This window comes from Pseudomonas sp. KH_024_B2 (assembly GCF_057839965.1).
Genome location: NZ_CM174502.1, coordinates 121568 through 138802 on the forward strand (window position 1 = coordinate 121568; position 17235 = coordinate 138802).

General features: G+C 58.9%; 11 protein-coding genes. 9 read left to right on the forward strand and 2 right to left on the reverse strand.

Annotated elements, in window-relative coordinates; all coding sequences use genetic code 11:
* Window positions 1–101 precede the first annotated feature (101 nt).
* Window positions 102–5207 (reverse strand): retention module-containing protein, encoded by a 5106-nt coding sequence (locus tag AC3I0A_RS00595; RefSeq protein ID WP_489375687.1) that lies wholly within the window; start codon window positions 5205–5207, stop codon window positions 102–104.
* Between the two features lie 345 nt (window positions 5208–5552).
* Here AC3I0A_RS00595 and AC3I0A_RS00600 point away from each other — a divergent pair, with 345 nt between their 5' ends.
* From AC3I0A_RS00600 to AC3I0A_RS00640, 9 genes are all read left to right on the forward strand, one after another.
* On the forward strand, window positions 5553–6905 hold the full coding sequence (locus AC3I0A_RS00600) for a TolC family outer membrane protein (protein WP_489375689.1): 1353 nt from the start codon (window positions 5553–5555) through the stop codon (window positions 6903–6905).
* Window positions 6906–6949: 44 nt separating this feature from the next.
* Window positions 6950–9106 carry a type I secretion system permease/ATPase gene (locus tag AC3I0A_RS00605; protein WP_489375691.1) on the forward strand — a complete coding sequence of 719 codons (2157 nt, stop codon included), beginning with the start codon at window positions 6950–6952 and terminating at the stop codon, window positions 9104–9106.
* Window positions 9096–10463, forward strand: a complete 1368-nt coding sequence (locus AC3I0A_RS00610; protein WP_489375693.1) for an HlyD family type I secretion periplasmic adaptor subunit — start codon at window positions 9096–9098, stop codon at window positions 10461–10463. The genes AC3I0A_RS00605 and AC3I0A_RS00610 overlap by 11 nt, the downstream gene beginning before the upstream one ends.
* Before the next feature lie 415 nt (window positions 10464–10878).
* Window positions 10879–11775 carry a TauD/TfdA dioxygenase family protein gene (locus tag AC3I0A_RS00615; RefSeq protein ID WP_489375694.1) on the forward strand — a complete coding sequence of 299 codons (897 nt, stop codon included), beginning with the start codon at window positions 10879–10881 and terminating at the stop codon, window positions 11773–11775.
* Window positions 11776–11811: 36 nt separating this feature from the next.
* On the forward strand, window positions 11812–12849 hold the full coding sequence (locus AC3I0A_RS00620) for an ABC transporter substrate-binding protein (protein ID WP_489375696.1): 1038 nt from the start codon (window positions 11812–11814) through the stop codon (window positions 12847–12849).
* Window positions 12850–12854: 5 nt separating this feature from the next.
* Window positions 12855–13715 carry an ABC transporter ATP-binding protein gene (locus AC3I0A_RS00625; RefSeq protein ID WP_489375697.1) on the forward strand — a complete coding sequence of 287 codons (861 nt, stop codon included), beginning with the start codon at window positions 12855–12857 and terminating at the stop codon, window positions 13713–13715.
* Between the two features lie 19 nt (window positions 13716–13734).
* Window positions 13735–14601 (forward strand): ABC transporter permease, encoded by an 867-nt coding sequence (locus tag AC3I0A_RS00630; protein ID WP_489375699.1) that lies wholly within the window; start codon window positions 13735–13737, stop codon window positions 14599–14601.
* A gap of 90 nt (window positions 14602–14691) precedes the next feature.
* A complete protein-coding gene (locus tag AC3I0A_RS00635; protein WP_489375700.1) occupies window positions 14692–15774 on the forward strand; it encodes a hypothetical protein in 1083 nt (360 codons plus the stop codon).
* On the forward strand, window positions 15765–16514 hold the full coding sequence (locus AC3I0A_RS00640; protein ID WP_489375701.1) for a nucleotidyl transferase AbiEii/AbiGii toxin family protein: 750 nt from the start codon (window positions 15765–15767) through the stop codon (window positions 16512–16514). Before AC3I0A_RS00635 ends, AC3I0A_RS00640 begins: the two co-directional genes overlap by 10 nt.
* Before the next feature lie 3 nt (window positions 16515–16517).
* Here the strand turns inward: AC3I0A_RS00640 and AC3I0A_RS00645 are convergent, their stop codons facing one another.
* A complete protein-coding gene (locus tag AC3I0A_RS00645) occupies window positions 16518–17234 on the reverse strand; it encodes a DUF3142 domain-containing protein (RefSeq protein WP_489375703.1) in 717 nt (238 codons plus the stop codon).
* Window position 17235: the final 1 nt, after the last annotated feature.

Genomic DNA, 17235 nt, shown 5'->3' on the forward strand with positions numbered 1-17235 from the left:
ACTGGGCACGAGTATGCGGTGCGCAGAGAAAATCGTCACGGCGCGTGACGATTGGCAGGTGCGTGACGGCCGCTCGTAACGAGCGGCCGTCAAATCCCGGATCAGCTGTTGTTGTGGTCGACCTTGATGGTCGGATCACCGCCGGAGATCAGCGAGTTGACACTAACGCCCGCCCAGTCATTACCTTTCAGCGTGATGGTCACGTCAGCATTGGCAACACCGTCGGTGGCATTGAACTTGCCTTCGGAACTGACCTGCAGGGTCGACACACCTTCGACGGTGGTGCTGATCTTCAGGAATTTTCCGATGGTGCTGTCGGCCTCACCCTGCAACAGGTCACGCAGGTCGATGCGATCGCCTTCGTCGGGGTTGAAATCCTTGATCACGTCGTTACCGGTGTCGCCCACCTTCCAGACGAAGGTATCGGCACCCGAGCCGCCCGTCAGAATGTCGCTGCCCTTACCACCGAACAGCATGTCGTTGCCCTCGCCGCCCAACAGCGTGTCATCGCCCGCGCCACCCAACAGCGTGTCAATGCCAGTACCGCCGAGCAGGATGTCATTTCCATTGCCTCCATCGAGGAGGTCATCGCCACCCTGGCCGAAGATGATGTCGTTGCCCGCACCGCCCAGCAGCTTATCGGCACCGTCGTGACTGCCGGACACGTCGAAGGCGTTGTAGTACTCAGTGATGTACTGGTGCACGTTGCTGGTGGTGACTTTGCTGGTTTCTACCCCATTTTGCTGACCGACGAAGGCCTGCAGAGAGGTGTAGCCCTCACCGGTGATACCGCTGAAACTCACCAGATCGCCAAACAGAATGTCATTACCGTCACCGCTGTTGACTGTATCGCTCGTTGCTTGGCTGTGGCCGAGAATCGCGCTGGCCAAATCCGAAGGATTGATGTTGGTCTGCGGCTCTCCCTTGGTGTTGTAGGGAGCCAGATCGTCAGGGTCGACATCGCTGTTCAGACCAATCGCCACGACCGAGCTATTGGCATTCGCCAGCAGTGCGAAAGCCGTTTGGGCGTTTGCTGCACTGTTGTCATCGACGGTGACCATCGAAACCTCATAAGTCCCGTCACCCTGAGGGTGAATGGTGATGCGTTTGCCAATCTCGGAGGATTCCCAGTTGCCCTTCTTGTCCTCGGACCATTTGTACAGGGTGCCGTTGGCATCGACCAGCACGCGGCTGGCGCCACCGATGTCAGCATTGAAGGCGATGCCCGGGGTGTAGTTTTTCAGCGTGAGCAGGTCGTCCAGATTCAGATCAGTGTTGCTGCTCTTGTTGTGGTAGTCGACGACCACCGGATTGGTCTGCTCTCTCGACATATAGGCGGTTGGTTCACCATCGGTGATGAAGTAGGTCTGGTTGATCGCATTCGGATTGCTCTTTGCATCGGAGCTGTTGAACCAGTTGGCCGTCGTCTTGAAAACATCCTCGTAGTTCGTGTAGCCGCCGGACCTCATGTTGTCCAGAACGTCCGTCAGTTTCTCGAAAGCATTCGTGCTCGACAGGTCGACCGAAATCGATTGTTTGACCGTGCTATCGAAGTCCACCAGGAAGACTTTCACGATGCCTGGGTTGGCTTTGGAGGTTGCACTGGCAATCAGCGAGGTGAACACCGCTTCCAGGGATATCTTGGCGGCAGCCATGGCGTCGTCCATGCTGCCCGAACTGTCCACCATGAACGCGATGTTGTAGTTCTGGCCCGGCACCACCGCCAGGCCGCCAATGTCAGCGACGACGATGTCATTGCCATCGGTACCCACAGTATTGTCATTAGCTGCGGTGGCTGTGATCGGTTTATAGACCGCCGGGTAAATAGTGACCGGAATCTGCGCCGTACTCGGCTGCGAGCCGCCGAGGCTTTCGGTGGAAGTCGAGGTGACGGTCAGAGTGAACTGGCCGTTGTAGTACGGTGGCGGGGTCAGGGTCAGCGTGCTGAGAGTCCAGCCAGTGACATCCGCTTCACCGGATACGCCGACGGTCGCGATGTGGCCTGCACCATCGCTGACGACCATGCCTTTCGGGAAGCCGCTGATCGTCACGCTCAGGGTTTCAGAGCCATCGGTATCCGTCAGCGCGGTTTTGATCGCTGCCAGATGCACACTACCGTTTTCCGCCCCTTCGTTGAGCTTGTAGCCTTCGTAATAACCTTCGCCATTGGTGCCGTGCAGATCGGACACCGATACGCCGGCATTGGTCAGATCGGACACGCCGGTGTACAGCGGCACACCGGCATTGCTCAGGTCGACCGCGGGGCCGCCATTGACCGACAGGTTGACGTCGTAGTTACCCGGCCCATTCTGATTGTGGTGGTAGATGTCGAGGGTGTAGTAACCGCTGGTGGTCGGCTCGAACGAACCGCTCAGTTTGCCACCTGCACTCCAGGTGATGTCGGCAACATTCTTGCCGCCGATGGTCACCAGCAGACTGTCATCGCCGGTACCTGTGAAGGTGTAGGACTTGTTAGCTTCGAGGTAGATCAGGCCGGAGGTTTTCGATGCAGTACCGGCGACCACACTGCCGTCGGACTGAACGTTGGTCACCAGGTTGCTGCTGTTCGGCGTTCCTGCGGCGTCGATCACTGACTTCAGCGTACCGGCAGGGGCGCCGCTGCCGCTGGTGCCCAGCCCGGACAGGCCGGTCCAGACTTCCTTGATCAGGCCGACCGAGTTCACGTTGTTGCCAGCGACGGTGAGGCTCGGTGCATCGGCAACCGGGGTAATGTCGACTTTCAAGGTGGCTTCATTGCCCACGTTGAGACCGTCGGTAGGCTTGAACTTGATCTGCGCGTAATCGGCCTGCATGTTGCCGACGTCAGTACCGCCGTACCCATCGGTACCCGATTGGTTCTCAAGCGGCACGAACTTCAGTTTGTTGGCAGCGATGTCAGCCTGGCTGATGGTTTGGTTCTCGGTGACATTCACCCAGCCCGTACCGTTGTTGAACATCAAGGTGCCAGCGCCTGGCAGCTTGGTGATAGTCAGGCTTAGCGCACTGTCGCCATCAGCATCGGTGACCTTGAAGTTATCCCAGCTCAGGGTGATTTCACGATCCTCAATGCCGCTGACAGCGCCACCGACGGACACCGGCGCGTGGTCGTTATCTACGATCGTCGTGGTGACGCTGACCTTGTTAGGGTCGACCGCGATGTTCTCGAAGTTACCGCCGCTGACCTTGTCGATCTTGACCACGAAGTTCTCGGAATCTTCGACGAGTTTGTCGTCGATGGTCTTGATGTCGAAGCCGACGCCACTGCTGTTGGCCGGGATCTTGACGGTGGTCACCCCGGTGAAGACCACACCATTGGCCGCAGTGCCGCTGTAAGTCAGGGTCACGGTGACTTCTGCGTGAGATGGATTGCTCAGGCTGAGGGTGTAATGCGCCGTCTGGCCCTCGGTAACCGATGCGTCTCCGGTGATGCCGACGGTGACCTTGTCACCTTGAGTACCTGGTTCATCGGTAACGGTGGTGGTGAGCTGTTCTTTGCCCAGAGTCAGTTTTTCGAAGGTCTCAGCCGCGGCGCCGCTGACGCTTTCGAGCTGTTTGACGATCGTTGGCTGGCCGCCGGTGAAGATGTCGTCTTTAGCGGTGATGATCACAGTGCCGGTGCTGCTGTTGGCCGGGACGGTGACGGTGGTGCCGTCGGTGAGCGTGAAGGTCAGCTCGCCGTGGTTATTGACCGGCAGGCCATTGGCGTTGGTCAGGGTCACGGTGTAGGTGACGCTGCCGCCTTCGGCGACGGTGGTCTTGTCGGCGGTCAGGGTGGCGATGACTTCGCTGCTGGTGTCGTTGACCTGGACCGTGGCTTCGCCGCCGATCACCAGGTTTTCGAAGGTTTTGCCGTCAACCGAAGCGTTGGTGATGCTCAGTTTTAGCGGTGCGCCGTCGGTATAGACGTCATCGCCTTGCACTGGCGCGGCGTAAGTGACCTGGGTCTGGCCGGCGATAATCACAGCCGTCTGGCCGTTGCTCAGGGTCACCGTCAGGTTGTGGTCGAGTTTCTGGTCAAGCTTGATGGTGAAGGTCGGCGCGGCGTTTTCCAGCACCGGGCCATTGCCTTCGATGCTGACGGTAACTTGGTCGTTGACATCGGAGATTTTGGTTTCCGCTGCGGTGCCGTTGACCACCAGGTTTTCGAAATCGCCGCCGGTAGCGCCTGTGATGGTGGTGCTGACGGTGCTGCCGTTTACATAAACGTCGTTCGCCGGGGTGTCGACGGTGACGGTGCCAGTGGTTTTGCCCGCGTCAATGGTGATGGTCGAGCCATTGGACAAGGTCACGGTCACTGGCGTGCCGGCCGGATTGCTCAGGGTGGCGGTGTAAGTGATCTGGCCGCCTTCGGTGACGGTCGAACCCGCGGTCAGGGTGACCGTGGTGGTGTCGATGGTATCGGTGACTTGCGTGACCGCAGGCGCCGGGTCGACGGTGAGGGCCAGGCCGCCACCGCCGGTGATGCCGGTCACGCTGACGGTGATCTGTCCTGGGTCGGTGTAGACACTGTCATTCGGTGCGAGCGGGACGTTGACGCTACCGGTCAACTGGCCGGCCGGAATCACGATTACCGAGCCATTGGACAGGGTCACGCTCAGGTCCGTCAGCGCTGCCTGGGTGACGGTCGCGGTGTAAACCAGCACGCCACCGGCTTCGGTGATGGTTGGCGTGGCGCTCAGGGTCAGAGTCGAATCGCGCAGCGCTGCGGTGGTGCTGGTATCGGTGGTCTGGCCGCCAGTGGTGTTTACCACTGCGGAGGTCGCAGAGGTGATGCCCGCGGTCTGGAAGCCAATGGTCGGGTCAACCCGGGCGGCCGTCGCTTCGAGTGCCACGAAACTGTGGCCGCTTGAACTACCACCTGCGCTAGCCGCGCTTGGGCCGGCAGCAGTGGCTTCAAGGTCGGTGGTCGGGTCGGCACCGGCGGCGATGGCTTGTTGCAGTTCGTCTACCGACGGTGCGGCTTGCGCGGTCGCTTCGGCCAGGTCGGTGCTGGAGTCCGGATCGGTGCCGCTCCATTGCGTGTCGCGGCCCAGGTCGAGGGTACGACCGTCGGCCAGTTCCAGGGTAACGGCGCCCGCCAGACCGGTGTCGACCTGGTCGCCAACGAACAGGCGATCACCTTCAATGAGTACGCGTCTGATGCCCTCAGGGGACACTGCAAAAACTTGACCGACAATGCTTTTGACGATGGCAACAACACTGCTCATTGAAGACTCTCCAGGTGTAGCGTTCAGTAGGCTTCCATGGACCTGACGGGCGTTCGCCGAATCAGTCTGGACGTACTTTCAAGTTACTTTGACGCTTTTTATCGCCAATATTTTGACTATATTTTTTCGTTATTAACTTTATGCCAATCTATTGACCTTCTGGCTGCCATCCTAAACAATCGCCCCAGTAATGTCACATTGATATTTATGCGGCGACCTGTCCTACAGCGTGTGACTCAGTTCCGATTTTGAACTTTCCGACATACGGTCATTCCGGTTGCCATTTTCCGACGCAGCGCCAAGAGCTGCTGTGATTTGAGACAAGAAGTCCCAGGAATTTTTAACATGCGTTCGCACCTGTTGAAGGCTTTACCGTTCGCCCTCGCCGCCAGTTTTGTACAAGCACAAACCCTGCCCGAAGCCATGCAACAAGCGCTGGATGTCCATCCGGAAATCCAGGCAGGCGTGAACAGCCGTCTTTCGGCCGATTACCAATTAAAAGCAGCCAAAGGCGGATACCTGCCGCGGGTCGATCTGCTCGGCGGTTATGGCCGTGAAGGCACCGACAGCCCGACTACCCGCTCCGGAACCGGCAACAATCACTGGGAAACCCTGAACCGCAGCGAGTCGAGCCTGCGTCTGTCGCAAATGGTTTTTGACGGTTTTGCGACGTCCAGTGAAGTTGGGCGTCAACAAGCCAACGTAAACTCCCGTGCTTATTCTTTGCTTGGCTCTTCGGAGCGCACCGCGCTGACCGTCGCCCAGGTTTATCTGGATGTGCTGACCCGCCGCGACTTCGTGCAACTGGCCGAAGACAACCTGCGCAACCACGAACGCATTTTCGACCAGATCAAGTTGCGTACCCAGCGCGGTGTCGGTAGTGGTGCCGACCTCGATCAGGCCGAAGCGCGTCTGGCCCAGGCTCGCAACAACCTGATCACCGAACAAACCAACCTGGCCGATGCCCAGACCAACTTCCTCAGCGCCGTTGGCCAGATGCCTGATCAACTGGAGCGCCCGGCGGGTTTCGTCGCGCTGCTACCGGCCGACCTGAATGAAGCTCGCCGGCAAATGCTGGAAAACAGCCCGATCCTGCGCTCGGCCGAGTCCGACATCGTCGCTGCCGAGAAACAATACGAAGCTGCCAAGTCGACGTTCTACCCGCGCTTCGATGCAGAACTGGGCCGCACGGCCGATAACGATCTGGATGGGCAGAACGGCCACAGCAACGAATGGCAGGCCATGTTGCGCATGCGCTTCAACCTGTTCGCCGGTGGCAGTCACAAGGCTGATCTGGAATCCAAGTCCTACCAGTCCAGTCAAGCGCTAGACATTCGCAATAACGCCCTGCGGGTGTTGAACGAAGAATTGGGTCTGGCCTGGAACGCCTTGAACAACGCCAACGCTCAGGTGCCGATCGCTCAGCAATACGTGGATCGCAGCGCCAATGTGCGTTCGGCCTATCAGAAACAATTCAGCCTCGGCGAGCGCACCTTGCTCGACTTGCTCGACAGTGAGAACGAACTGTTTAGCGCTTCCCGTCGCCTGACGGAGATCAAGAACATTCAGTTATTTACTCAGTATCGAATCAAGGCGACCATGGGCGAATTGCTCAAGAGCCAGGGAGTGGTCGCACCAATGGCAGCCGTCGTGCAGAACGACGTGAAGCCCAAGGTTCAATTGCCCGGGATGAATTGAGTAGCCCCGCATAATCGTCCAACCGTCAGTCAAGAGTGCCCAGCGTGGAATCAGAAGTCAGTCGAGTTCATCTCAGTCATGATCCACGCGCGCTGCACGACGATCCGTTACTGGACGGTTTGCTAACCCTCTGCACGCTGCACCAGAAGCCTGCCAGCGCGGCGATGCTGACCACCGGTCTGCCATTGCCCAAGCAGCGTCTGAGCGTCGAATTGCTCCCGCGCGCGGCTGCACGGGCTGGCCTGCAAGGGCGAGTACTGCAACGCAAGCTGGAGCTGATCCCGGCGATTGCCATGCCCGCCTTGTTGCTGCTCAAGGATGGCCGCAGTGCCGTCCTGGTCGGTTGGGATGGTGAGGACAACGCGCGATTGCTGCTCAGCGAAAGCGACGGTGGTGAAGTCAGCGTCAGCCGTGAACTGTTGGCGGATGACTATACCGGGCAGGTGTTCTTTGCCCAGCCCCAACATAAATTCGATGTGAACCACGGCACACTGATCCCGCGTGCACGCTCCTGGTTCCGCGACACGTTGAAGCGTTCGCGCTGGCTGTATATCGACGCCATCGCGGCCAGCTTCCTGATCAACATCATCGCCATGGCCGCGCCGCTGTTCGTGATGAACGTCTACGACCGCGTCGTGCCAAACCAGGCCGCCGCCACGCTGTGGGTGCTGGCCATCGGTATCACCGGCGCCTACGTGTTCGACCTGATTCTCAAGAGTCTGCGCAGCCTGTGCCTGGATCTGGCCGGAAAAAAGACCGACCTGATCATTTCGGCGACGCTGTTCGAACGCATCGTCGGCATGGCCATGAAATACCGCCCGCTGCGGGTCGGCAGCTTTGCCCAGAACATCCATGAGTTCCAGAGCCTGCGCGACTTCCTCGCCTCGCTGACCCTCACCAGTCTGATCGACCTACCGTTCACCCTGCTGATCTTCATGGTAATCGCCATCCTCGGCGGGCATCTGGTGTGGATTCCGGTGCTGGCCTTCCCGATTGCCCTGTTGATCGGCTATGCGTTGCAGAAGCCGCTGGTGGCGACGATGGAACGGACCATGGCGCTGGCCGCCGAGCGTCAGTCGAGCCTGATCGAAACCCTCGCCGGGCTCGACGCGGTCAAGGTCAACAACGCTGAAAGCGAACGTCAGTACCAATGGGAGCAAACCATCGGCACCCTCAGCCGCCTTGAACTGCGGGTGAAAATGCTCTCGGGCCTGGCGATGAATATCACCCTGCTGATCCAGCAACTGGCCGGGGTGATCATGATCGTCTTCGGCGTGTACCAGATCATCGACGGCAACCTCAGCATGGGCGGCCTGATTGCTTGCTACATGCTCAGTGGCCGCGCCCTCAGCCCGCTGGCGTCGTTGTCCGGCCTGCTGACCCGTTACCAGCAGGCGCGGGTCACCATGACCTCGGTCGACCAGATGATGGAACTGCCACAAGAGCGCAACTTCGAGGAACGTCCGCTGAGCCGCAAGGTTCTGCAGGGCGCCATCGAGTGCCGTCAGCTGAACTTCACCTACCCGAACCAGCAGAACCCGGCGCTGAAAAACATCAACCTGGTGATCAAGCCGGGCGAGAAGATCGGCATCATCGGTCGCAGCGGCTCGGGGAAAAGCTCGCTGGCCAAGCTGTTGGTCGGGCTCTATCAACCTGACGACGGCGCCTTGCTGGTGGATGGTGTCGATATCCGTCAGATCGACGTCAGCGAACTGCGCCACAACATCGGTTATGTGCCGCAGGACATCCAGTTGCTCGCCGGCACCTTGCGCGACAACCTGGTGTCCGGCGCCCGCTATATAGAGGATGAGCTGGTGCTGCAGGCGGCCGAACTGGCAGGTGTGCATGAGTTCGCCCGTCTGCATCCGCAAGGCTACGAACTGCAAGTCGGCGAGCGTGGACAGAACCTGTCCGGCGGTCAGCGGCAGAACGTCGCCCTGGCCCGTGCGCTGTTACTCAATCCGCCAATCCTGCTGCTCGACGAACCGACCAGCGCCATGGACAACACCGGTGAAGAACGCTTGAAACAACGCCTGCAAGCTGTGGTGGAAAACAAGACCATGGTGCTGGTGACGCACCGGGCCTCGTTGCTCTCGCTGGTTGACCGGCTACTGGTGATCGATCGTGGGCAAATTCTTGCCGATGGGCCAAAAGCTGTCGTGATGGAAGCGTTGAAGAAGGGGCAGATCAGTGTTGCTTAAGTCTGGATTCAAGGACTCGATCCGTCGTTACTTCAAAGGCTCCGCATCCCTGCAAGGGCAACCACTGCCGGAGGTCAACAAAGCACTGATCGAAGATGCCCCGCGCGTGGTGCGACTGACCATCTGGGCAATCATCGGCTTCTTTGTGTTTCTGATGCTGTGGGCCAATTTCGCGGTGATCGACGAAGTCACCAAGGGCGACGGCAAGGCGATTCCATCGTCCAAAGTGCAAAAAATCCAGAACCTGGAAGGCGGGATCATTGCAGAGTTGTTCGTCAGCGAAGGACAGATTGTCGAAGCCGGTGCGCCGCTGATTCGGCTGGACGACACCCGTTTTGCGTCCAATGTCGGCGAGACCGAGGCTGATCGTTTGTCCATGCTGTTGCGCGTGGAGCGCTTGAGCGCGGAAGTCGACGACCGTCCGCTGAACTTCCCGGCCGATGTGCTCAAAGCCGTGCCCGGTCAGGCCGCCAGCGAAGAATCGCTGTACATCAGCCGCCGTCAGCAATTGCATGATGAAATCGGTGGCTTGCAGGAGCAACTGATCCAGCGTCAGCAAGAGCTGCGCGAGTTCTCCTCCAAGCAGGCTCAGTACCGCAGCGGTTTGAGTTTGCAGCGCCAGGAAATCGCCATGTCAGAGCCGTTGGTGGCTCAGGGTGCGGTTTCTCCGGTGGAGGTTCTGCGGCTCAAACGCGGCGAAATCGAAACCCGCGGCCAACTGGACGCCACCACCCTGGCGATCCCGCGTGCCGAATCGGCGATCAAGGAAGTCGCCCGCAAAATCGACGAGACCCGTGGCAAGTTCCGCAGTGAGGCCCTGACCCAGCTCAACGAAGCCCGCACTGACCTGAACAAGGCCAGTGCTACCGGCAAGGCCCTCGAAGACCGCGTCAGCCGTACGCTGGTGACCTCGCCAGTGCGCGGCATCGTCAAGCAACTGCTGGTCAACACCATCGGCGGTGTGATCCAGCCGGGCAGCGATCTGGTAGAAATCGTTCCGCTGGATGACACCCTGCTGGTAGAAGCGAAGATTCGTCCGCAAGACATCGCCTTCCTGCACCCAGGGCAAGAAGCTACGGTCAAATTCACTGCCTACGACTACACCATCTATGGCGGCTTGAAAGCCAGGCTCGAGCAGATCGGTGCCGACACCATCACCGACGAAGACAAGAAGACCACTTACTACGTGATCAAACTGCGCACCGACCGCAGCCACTTGGGGACCGATGAACATCCACTGTTGATCATTCCGGGCATGGTCGCCTCGGTGGACATCATCACCGGCAAGAAAACCATCCTCAGCTACCTGCTCAAACCCATCATCCGCGCCCGGGCCGAGGCGTTGCACGAGCGGTGATTTAGCCGCATTTCAGGGCTGATATCTCCGGCGTCTTCATTCGCGGGCAAGTCGGATCGCCGCATCGCCGCTCCCACAGGTTATGTTCCGATCCCATTATGGTGGCCTGGCACAGATTCAATGTGGGAGCGGCGATGCGGCGATCCGACTTGCCCGCGAAGACTACTTATCAGACACCATCGCAATCGCTGAGTGCTTGAGCTTTGAAGGTTTGAGCCAGTCCTTTCCATACCCTTTCAAAGCTATATCGTTATTCGTTAACGGTATTTAAAATTCAGTTCTTATACCTATAAAGTCAAACCCCTGCGTACAGGCCGACCAATCGGCGCGCCGCACGAAATGAACGAACACGGGACCCCCGTGAGTTTCTGATCGACGCGCGCACCACTGGGCGTGCACTGCGTGGGAGTGATGTATGTCTGTACCCTCTGTCTCTGCGATTGCTGCGAGCATCGCACCGCAATCCTTCGAAATCCGTCCATTCAACGGCGCCGTAGGTGCCGAAATTATCGGCCTCGACCTGGCTCTGCCGGTCAATGACCAGGACTTCGCCCGTATTCACCGCGCACATCTGGAGCATCACGTCGTGGTGTTCCGCGACCAGCGCATCAGCCCCGAACAGCAGATCGCCTTCAGCCGTCGCTTCGGCGTGTTGCAGATCCACGTGCTCGAACAGTTTCTGCTGGCCGGCCACCCGGAAATCCTCATCGTCTCCAACATCATCGAGAACGGCCAATCCATCGGTCTGGGCGATGCCGGCAAGTTCTGGCACTCCGACCTTTCCTACAAAGAACTGCCGAGTCTGGGCTCCATGCTGCATGCCCAGGAGCTGCCGTCCGAAGGTGGCGACACCCTGTTCGCCGACATGCACAAAGCCTGGGACAACCTGCCGCAAGCGTTGCGCAAGGCGGTCGAAGGACGCTCGGCCGCACACTCCTACACCGCGCGCTATAGCGAAACCAAATTTGAAGGTAATTGGCGCCCGACCCTGACCCCGGAACAACTCGCTCAGGTCAACGAAGTGGTGCACCCGATCGTCCGAACCCACCCGGAAAACGCTCGCAAGGCGCTGTTCGTCAGCGAAGGTTTCAGCACCCGCATCGTCGGTTTGCCGGAAGACGAAAGTCAGCAACTGCTCAATGAGCTCTACGCCCACAGCGTGCTGCCGGAAAACCTCTACCGCCATCAATGGCAGCCTCACGACCTGGTGTTCTGGGACAACCGCTCGCTGATTCACCTCGCCGCCGGTTGCCCGAGTCATCTGCGACGCAAGCTCTATCGCACCACCATCCAGGGCGACGCCCCTTTCTGATCGGCCACGGCATTTCATTTCGTCAGGAGTATTTCCATGTCCAAACCTAATTCGTTCGCACCGAAAATTGGCCGACTGGCCGCCAGCATCGGTCTGGGGTTCAGCTTGCTCGCCGGTAGCCTTATCGCACCGACCGCTGCCCACGCCGAAGGCGAGATTCGCATCGCCGAGCAGTTCGGCATTGTGTACCTGCTGCTCAACGTGGTGCGCGATCAACACCTGATCGAGAAACACGGCAAGGAAGAGGGCATCGACATCAAGGTCGACTGGACTCAGCTGTCCGGTGGGGCAGCGGTCAACGATGCGCTGCTTTCCGGTTCCATCGACATTGCCGGAGCCGGGGTCGGCCCGCTGCTGACCATCTGGGACCGCACCCATGGCAAGCAGAACGTCAAGGCCGTGGCTTCGCTGGGCAACTTCCCGTACTACCTGGTTAGCAACAATCCTAAGGTCAAAACCATCGCCGACTTCACCGAGCAGGACCGCATCGCGGTGCCGGCAGTCGGCGTTTCGGTGCAGTCGCGCTTCCTGCAATACGCTGCAGCCAAGCAGTGGGGCGACAAGGAATTCAATCGCCTGGACAAGTACACCATCGCCGTTCCGCACCCGGACGCCACCGCAGCGCTGATCGCCGGCGGCACCGAACTGAGCGGACACTTTTCCAACCCGCCCTTCCAGGATCAGGCGCTGCAAAACCCCAACGTGCATGTGGTGCTGAACACCTACGACCTGCTCGGTCCGAATTCGCCCACCGTGCTGTTCGCCACCGAGAAATTCCGCAATGAGAACCCGAAAACCTACAAGGCTTTCATCGAGGCCCTGACCGAAGCTGCCGAGTTCGCCCAGCACGACAAAGGCGCAGCCGCTGACACCTACATCCGCGTGACCAAGGCCAGGATCGACCGCGCCGACTTGCTGAAAATCATCGACAACCCGCAGTTCGAATTCAGCGTGACGCCGAAAAACACCTACCCGCTGGCCGAATTCCTCTACCGCGTCGGCGCGATCAAAAACAAACCCGAGTCGTGGAAGGATTACTTCTTCCAGGATGCAAAACCGCTGCAAGGGAGCTGACAGAAATGAATGCGCCCCTGCAAGGCCACGCGGCCAGCAACCCGATCGCAAGCGCCGCCGCGCTGCTTTCGGTCGACAAGGTCAGCCTGGAATACCGCACCCCACAGCGCGTCGTTCGGGCGACTCACCAGGTCAGTTTCGAGATTGATCCTGCCGACCGTTTTGTTCTGCTTGGCCCATCCGGCTGCGGCAAATCGACCTTGCTCAAGGCCGTCGCCGGGTTCATTCAGCCCTGCGAAGGCGAGATCCGTCTGCAAGGGCAAAGGGTTAGCCAACCGGGACCGGACCGGATCGTGGTGTTCCAGGAGTTCGATCAACTGCCGCCCTGGAAAACCGTCAAACAGAACGTCATGTTTCCCTTGCTCGCCTCGAAAACCCTCAAGCGCCGCGAGGCTGAAGAGCGGGCGCTGCACTATCTGGACAAGGTCGGTCTGGCGGCATTTGCCGATGCGTATCCGCACACCTTGTCCGGCGGCATGAAGGCTCGCGTGGCGATTGCCCGGGCCCTGGCCATGCAGCCGAAAATCCTGCTGATGGACGAACCCTTCGCCGCTCTCGACGCCCTGACCCGACGCAAGATGCAGGAAGAATTGCTGCTGCTCTGGGAAGAGGTGCGTTTCACCTTGCTGTTCGTCACTCACTCCATCGAAGAAGCGCTGGTGGTCGGCAACCGGATCCTGCTGCTGTCGCCGCATCCGGGGCGTGTTCGCGCAGAGATCCACAGCCATCAGTACGACTTGCACAGCCTCGGTGGCGTGGACTTTCAGCAATCGGCGCGGCGCATTCATCGTCTGTTGTTTAACGAAGGTCAGACGCCTGAAACCGGGCAAGAACTGAATTTCACCGATATCCGTATCGCTTATTGAGCTTCAAGAGGATCGCCCGATGAGCCATTCATCATCTATACGCCGGGAATACGAAGTTGTTCTGGAACCGCTACTGACCGTCCCGCTGGAGCGCGAACTGCCCCTCGGTCAGCGCCTCTGGCAACAAGGCTGGTTGCGCAAAAGCCTGATTCTGATCCTGCTGGCGGTGCTCTGGGAACTGGTGGCGCGCTACCAGAACAACGACCTGCTGCTGCCCAGCTTCCTGCAAACCAGCAGCGCGCTGTACGACGGCCTGCTCAGTGGCGAGTTGCTGGGCAAGGTCGGCATTTCACTGGTGGTGCTGCTCAAGGGCTACGTGATAGGCATTGTCCTGGCCTTCGCCTTGACCACCCTGGCGGTCTCGACCCAGTTCGGTCGCGATCTGCTGAGCACCCTGACCTCGATGTTCAACCCGTTGCCGGCGATTGCCCTGTTGCCGCTGGCTTTGCTGTGGTTCGGGTTGGGGCAGAACAGCCTGATATTCGTGCTGGTGCATTCGGTGCTTTGGGCGCTGGCCTTGAACACCTACGCGGGATTTCTCGGCGTCTCGGAAACCCTGCGCATGGCCGGGCGCAACTATGGTCTGAAAGGCATTCGCTTCGTGCTGTTCATCCTGATCCCGGCCGCGCTGCCGTCGATCCTTGCCGGACTGAAAATCGGCTGGGCCTTCGCCTGGCGCACGCTGATCGCGGCGGAGTTGGTATTCGGCGCCACCAGTGGCAAGGGTGGATTGGGCTGGTACATCTTCCAGAATCGCAATGAGCTGTACACCGACAAGGTCTTTGCCGGGTTGGCGGTGGTGATTCTGATTGGATTACTGGTGGAGAACCTGGTGTTCGACACCCTGGAGCGGGTGACGGTGAAGCGGTGGGGGATGCAGCGGTGAGCGAGACGGTGGTTGTTATGTAACACTGAGTTGTTATATGACATCGCCGATGTTATGTTTCTGTTCAATGTTACATATTGGGACTGACCTGTGGAGCACTTACAGCAAGAGTTGCGGCAGTACCTGCTAGAAAGCCTTCGCGTTGAAATCATGTTGCGACCCTGGATTGAAGCCGAGCAACTGCCGGCGTTATTTCTCAAGGACTACGAGTTTTACCAATCGCAGATCATCGGCGTGCAATGCGTATTCGTGTTTGCCCGGCCAGGCTCTGAAGGGCTGACCCCGACAGCACTGGGTAAGCGATTGCAACGCGTCAGTGAGGTCGGCCATTGTCTGGTGGTATTTGTCAGCGATGACATCCCGGCGCATCAGCGGCCCCGGTTGATCGAGCAGGCGATTCCTTTTGTCATTCCGCAGGTGCAAATTTACCTTCCTGATCTGGGGATCGAACTGCGCGAGCATATGCGTCGGCGGCGCAACCTGCGGTTAAAAACTGCATCCGAGCAATCCACGCTTAGTCCGAGTGCTCAGGCGCTTCTGGTCAAGGGATTGTTATGTGTCGAGATGGAGTCTATGGAGCCATTTCGGATTGGCGCGGATCTGCGCTACTCGCGTATGACGATCACTCGGGCTTATCAAGAGCTGATTGAGGCCGGTTTGGTGACTCACAGCAAAGACAACAGGCAGGTCCGACTTCAGTATCGGGGCGCCAAAAAGCAAGTATGGGAGCGGGCTATTTGCCTGTTGCGCAATCCTGTAAGGGCGGTCGAGCCGATAGCGGGGCATTGGCCATTCGATGTTATTTCGTTACCGCTGTCCGGGGAATCTGCGCTCGCCAAGGTGAGTCTTCTGGCTGAGCCCGCTCTTGATGTCTTTGCGTTGGGGCCGGGCGTTCTCGGGCAGCTAAAGCAATCTATATGGCTGGAAACTGAAAGTGAGCCGAGCTTGGCGATGCGCCTGACTTTCAAGCGATTGACGTCCGAGTTGAATAGAAAAGCCATGGCAACGGATGGTTATAACTTCAAGCTTGAATCCTGGGTCTACCGGCCTGAACCTTTTGGCGGCGGGGCCGTAGTCGATCCTCTTTCACTCTGGCTCAGCCTTAAAGACCATCCCGACGAGCGAGTTTCGCAGGCGTTGGACAGCTTGCTGGAGAGCATAAAGTGGCAATAAAAGGACTTGAGCGTTTTCGGGAGCATTTCGCCGGTTATGAGGATCGTTTCGTACTGATCGGAGGTACCGCCGCGCATTTGGCCATGGAGCAATTTGGCGTCGATTTTCGTGCCACTCGGGACCTGGATATCGTTTTGCTCATTGAGGCCAGGGATGCAGAGTTTGGGGCCGCGTTCTGGCGGTTTGTCGAAGATGGGGGTTATGAACGTCGAGAGGTAGGTCATCAGCCGCAGTTTTATCGGTTTTCTCATCCGGTAACCGCGGGGTTTCCATCAATGCTGGAGCTATTTGCCCGAACGCCAGTGGACCTTGAGTTACACGAGGATCAACGGGTCGTGCCGATTCCAGTGGGTGAGGAACTGGCTAGTTTGTCAGCGTTGCTGCTGGACGATGATTACTACGAAGTGATTCTTGCGACCAGCCAGCGAGCATTGGGTATCGCTTGGGTTGATCAAAACGGTTTGATTCCTCTGAAAGCCAATGCGTGGCTGGATTTGAAAGCCCGTAAGGCGCAAAACCCCGAGTCGATCGATTCCAGAAATGTGGTCAAGCATCTGCGCGATGTGTTGCGTCTATCACAATTGCTCGTTGAAACGGCTCGGATTGACCTGCCACAAAGGATACGCGAGGACCTACGGACATTCATTCGGCAGGCCGCGAAGGAGGAAGCCGAGCAGGCCGGTCAAGGCGAGCCGATGCAGCTTTCGCTGGCGCGTATCGCTAAAGTCTTTTCGCTGTAGGTGCTACCGATTCTGCAAAAACACCACATACCCCCTGAACCACTCACTGTCCTTCAAATACCCCGGCTCCTCCCATTCCCCGCCCTGAATCAAACCGACCTTGAACGGTAATCCGAGGCGGTTCAGCCGTGGCAGGTAGGCGCTGTAATTGGGGATGCTGTGGCGGCCCTGGTAGGTTTGCACCACCACTTCGTCGATCACGCCTTTGAGCTGGCCGATCACTTCAGGGTCGGCATTGCTGCTCCAGTCCATCAGTCCGGTGATGCTCAGGCTGTACTGCGCAGGCAGGCGCTGGCGCAGGTCTCGCAGGAAGCTGAGGTACTCGTTCAGGTAGCGGGTGCGGGCGTCGAAGTCGATCTGGATGCCGACCACCGGGTTGCCCGCTTGCTGCCAGCGTTGCACTTGCCCGAGCAGTTGGCTGTAGACCGGGTCCGGCCAGCGCAAGGTATGGGCGCGGTAGACCACCCAGACTTCGCCTTGGGTCAGGCGTGGAATGGCGATGCCCTGGGCGATGAAGCGCACGCCGTGTTGGGGGAAACGGCGTGACTCGCTGATCTGACCTTGCAGGATGTACAAGGTCTTGGCCTGGGCCAGCACCGGTTGCGATTTGACGCCGCTCCACAGCCAGAAGGCGTCATGCTCGCTGGCGTCGACGGCGGCCTGTGCGGAGCCTGCCAACATCAGCCAGATAGGCAACAGGCAGCACCAGAAACGCTGCATG

What these genes read in the sequence shown, in the direction of transcription:
- AC3I0A_RS00595 (WP_489375687.1), bottom strand. Translation starts at nt 5,207, where the DNA reads ATGAGCAGTGTTGTTGCCATCGTCAAAAGCATTGTCGGTCAAGTTTTT.
- AC3I0A_RS00600 (WP_489375689.1), top strand. Translation starts at nt 5,553, where the DNA reads ATGCGTTCGCACCTGTTGAAGGCTTTACCGTTCGCCCTCGCCGCCAGT.
- AC3I0A_RS00615 (WP_489375694.1), top strand. Translation starts at nt 10,879, where the DNA reads ATGTCTGTACCCTCTGTCTCTGCGATTGCTGCGAGCATCGCACCGCAA.
- AC3I0A_RS00620 (WP_489375696.1), top strand. Translation starts at nt 11,812, where the DNA reads ATGTCCAAACCTAATTCGTTCGCACCGAAAATTGGCCGACTGGCCGCC.
- AC3I0A_RS00625 (WP_489375697.1), top strand. Translation starts at nt 12,855, where the DNA reads ATGAATGCGCCCCTGCAAGGCCACGCGGCCAGCAACCCGATCGCAAGC.
- AC3I0A_RS00630 (WP_489375699.1), top strand. Translation starts at nt 13,735, where the DNA reads ATGAGCCATTCATCATCTATACGCCGGGAATACGAAGTTGTTCTGGAA.
- AC3I0A_RS00645 (WP_489375703.1), bottom strand. Translation starts at nt 17,234, where the DNA reads ATGCAGCGTTTCTGGTGCTGCCTGTTGCCTATCTGGCTGATGTTGGCA.